2 protein-coding genes are annotated in these 2,554 nt (G+C 73.6%); both read left to right on the top strand.

Features of this window, described 5'->3' with window-relative positions:
* Positions 1-173: 173 nt before the first annotated feature.
* A complete protein-coding gene (locus ACFWGJ_RS43280; protein ID WP_387334472.1) occupies positions 174-1,802 on the top strand; it encodes a sensor histidine kinase in 1,629 nt (542 codons plus the stop codon).
* Positions 1,799-2,479 carry a response regulator gene (locus ACFWGJ_RS43275; protein WP_387334471.1) on the top strand — a complete coding sequence of 227 codons (681 nt, stop codon included), beginning with the start codon at positions 1,799-1,801 and terminating at the stop codon, positions 2,477-2,479. Before ACFWGJ_RS43280 ends, ACFWGJ_RS43275 begins: the two co-directional genes overlap by 4 nt.
* Positions 2,480-2,554 lie beyond the last annotated feature (75 nt).

The raw sequence follows: 2,554 nt of genomic DNA, 5'->3' as shown, positions 1-2,554 counted from the left end.
TTCCCACCGGCCCCCCGTGTTTGGGCCCCCCACGTGGGCCCCCCCCCCCCCCCCCCCGGCCGGGGGCCGCCGGGGCCGACCCCCCGGGGCGGCCCCGTCGGCCGTTCCCACCCCTGACCGTCCACGATGGACGACGCAGCACGAAGGATCAGTCCAGCCAACCGGAGAGCCCGATGTCCACCAGCCTGGAGCGCTACACGGACCGCTTCGAGCAGTACGCGGACCGCCATCCCCGCGTGATCGACGTGGCCCTGGCCGCGGGACTGATGGGTTCCGCGACCCTCGGCAGCTCGATCACGCTGCCCGGCGTCGTCCCGCCCGACCACGACAGCGCCGGGACCGTCCTCATGGGCGTGTCCTGCCTGGCCCTGCTGCGGTACCGCAAGTACCCGCGGATCACCGTCGTCGTGATCACGGTCTGCACGGTGATCGCGGTCGACCTGGGGTACCTGGTCACCCCCCTGCTGCTGGCCCCGGTGATGGCGGCGCTCTACTGGCTGGCCGTCTTCTGCGACCGGAAGACCACCCGCGTCTACGGGGGCACGGTCATGGTGGCGCTGACGGCCGGCTCGGTGACGTCCAGTTCCCTGGGCTCGCACTCCCTGCTGCTCAGGGTGATCGGGCCGGTGTTCTGGCTGATGCTGCCGATCGCCGTGGGCAACATGACCCGGCTGCGGCGCGCCTACCTCGCGGCCGTGCAGGCCCGCGCCGAACACGCCGAGCGCACCCGGGAGGAGGAGGCGCGGCTGCGCGTCACCGAGGAGCGCATGCGGATCGCCCGTGAACTGCACGACGTCGTCGCCCACCATCTGGCCCTGGCCAACGCGCAGGCCGGCACCGCCGCCCACCTCGCGCTCAGCAACCCCGAGCAGTCGCGGAAGATCCTCACCGATCTGACCGGAACCACGTCGTCGGCGCTGCGCGAGCTGAAGGCCACGCTCGGACTGCTGCGCCAGAGCGACGACCCGGCCTCCCCCTCGCTCGAACCGTCCCCCGGTCTGCACTGTCTGCCCGATCTGGTGGCGGCGTGCGCGTCCGCCGGGGTCGCCGTCGCGGTGACCACGGAGGGCGTGCCCCAGCCGCTCTCGCCGGGGGTGGACCTCACGGCGTTCCGGATCGTGCAGGAGGCGCTGACCAATGTGACCAAGCACGCCGCCTCGGAGAACGCGCACGTGCGGCTCGGTTACGCCGACTCCCGGCTGCTGATCACGGTCACCAACGACGGTCCCGCGGCGGCGGCCGCCACGGGGCGCGCGGGGGTGACGGCTCCCGCGGGGAGCACGGTTCCCGCCGGGGGTACGGCTCCCTCTGCGGCCACGGCTGCCACAGCGGTCGGGGCTGCCACCGCGGTCAGGGCCGGCGAGGCTGCCCCGGCCGTCGGGCCGGGCCGGGGTTTCGGGGTCATGGGCATGCGCGAACGCGCCCGGTCCATCGGCGGGGAGCTGCGAGCGGGCCCCCGCCCGGAAGGCGGCTTCGAGGTCGCCACGGCGCTGCCGCTGCAGCCGCTGATGACGGGCGGGACCGGGGTGCCGCGCGCGGCCGAGGAGGCCTCCGCGGCGGCCGGCACCCCCGCGGCGGCCGGTACCGCCCCCGCGGCCGACACCTCCGCCGCCTCCGGCACCGCCGACGCGCGGAAGTCCACGATGTCCACCATGTGCTCCAGCTGTTTCGCCTCCTTCACCTCCCTGACCTCCTCGCCCTCCACGGCCCCCTCGCACTCCACGAACTCCACGCCCTCCTCGCACTCCACGGCCTCCGACCGGTCCGCTCGCGTCGATCCCGCAGAAGGAGAGAAGCCATGAGCATCAAGGTGCTGCTCGCCGACGACCAGGCCCTGCTGCGGGCCACGTTCCGGATCCTGATCGATTCCTGCGACGACATGACGGTGGTCGGCGAGGCCTCCGACGGCGTGGAGGCGGTGGACCTGACCCGCGCCCACCACCCCGACATCGTCCTCATGGACATCCGGATGCCGGGCGCGGACGGACTCACGGCCACGTCCGAGATCTGCGCTGACCCGGAACTGTCCGCCACCCGCGTCCTCATCCTCACCACGTTCGAGACCGAGGACTACGTCGCCCAGGCGCTGCGCGCGGGGGCCAGCGGGTTCCTCGGCAAGGACGTCACGGCCGACACCCTGCTGGACGGGCTGAGAACCGTGGCGTCCGGCGAGGCCCTGCTGTCACCGGGCGCCACCCGCACGCTCATCACCCGCTTCCTCACGTCCCCCGCGCCCGGGGGTCATCTGGCGCCCCCGGAACGCCTGGCCGAACTCACGGTCCGCGAACGCGAGGTGATGGCCCTGGCGGCGGAGGGCAAGTCCAACACCGAGATCGCCGAGGACCTCACGGTCAGTCCGCTGACCGTACGCACCCATGTCCACCGGGCCATGACGAAGCTGGGTGCCAGGGACCGGGCCCAACTGGTGGTCATCGCCTATCAGACGGGCCTGGTGCAGGCCGGCCCGACGGCGCTCTGAGGGTTCTCCGCGCGCTCTCCGAGGGTGCCGCACACGCCGACGGCTCGCCGCGGACCGCGGTGTGCGGTCCGCGGC

This window comes from Streptomyces sp. NPDC060205 (genome assembly GCF_042728395.1).
Taxonomy (GTDB): Bacteria; Actinomycetota; Actinomycetes; order Streptomycetales; family Streptomycetaceae; genus Streptomyces.
Note: the sequence above shows the minus strand (reverse complement) of the source record. Positions and strands in the feature narration are given on the sequence as shown.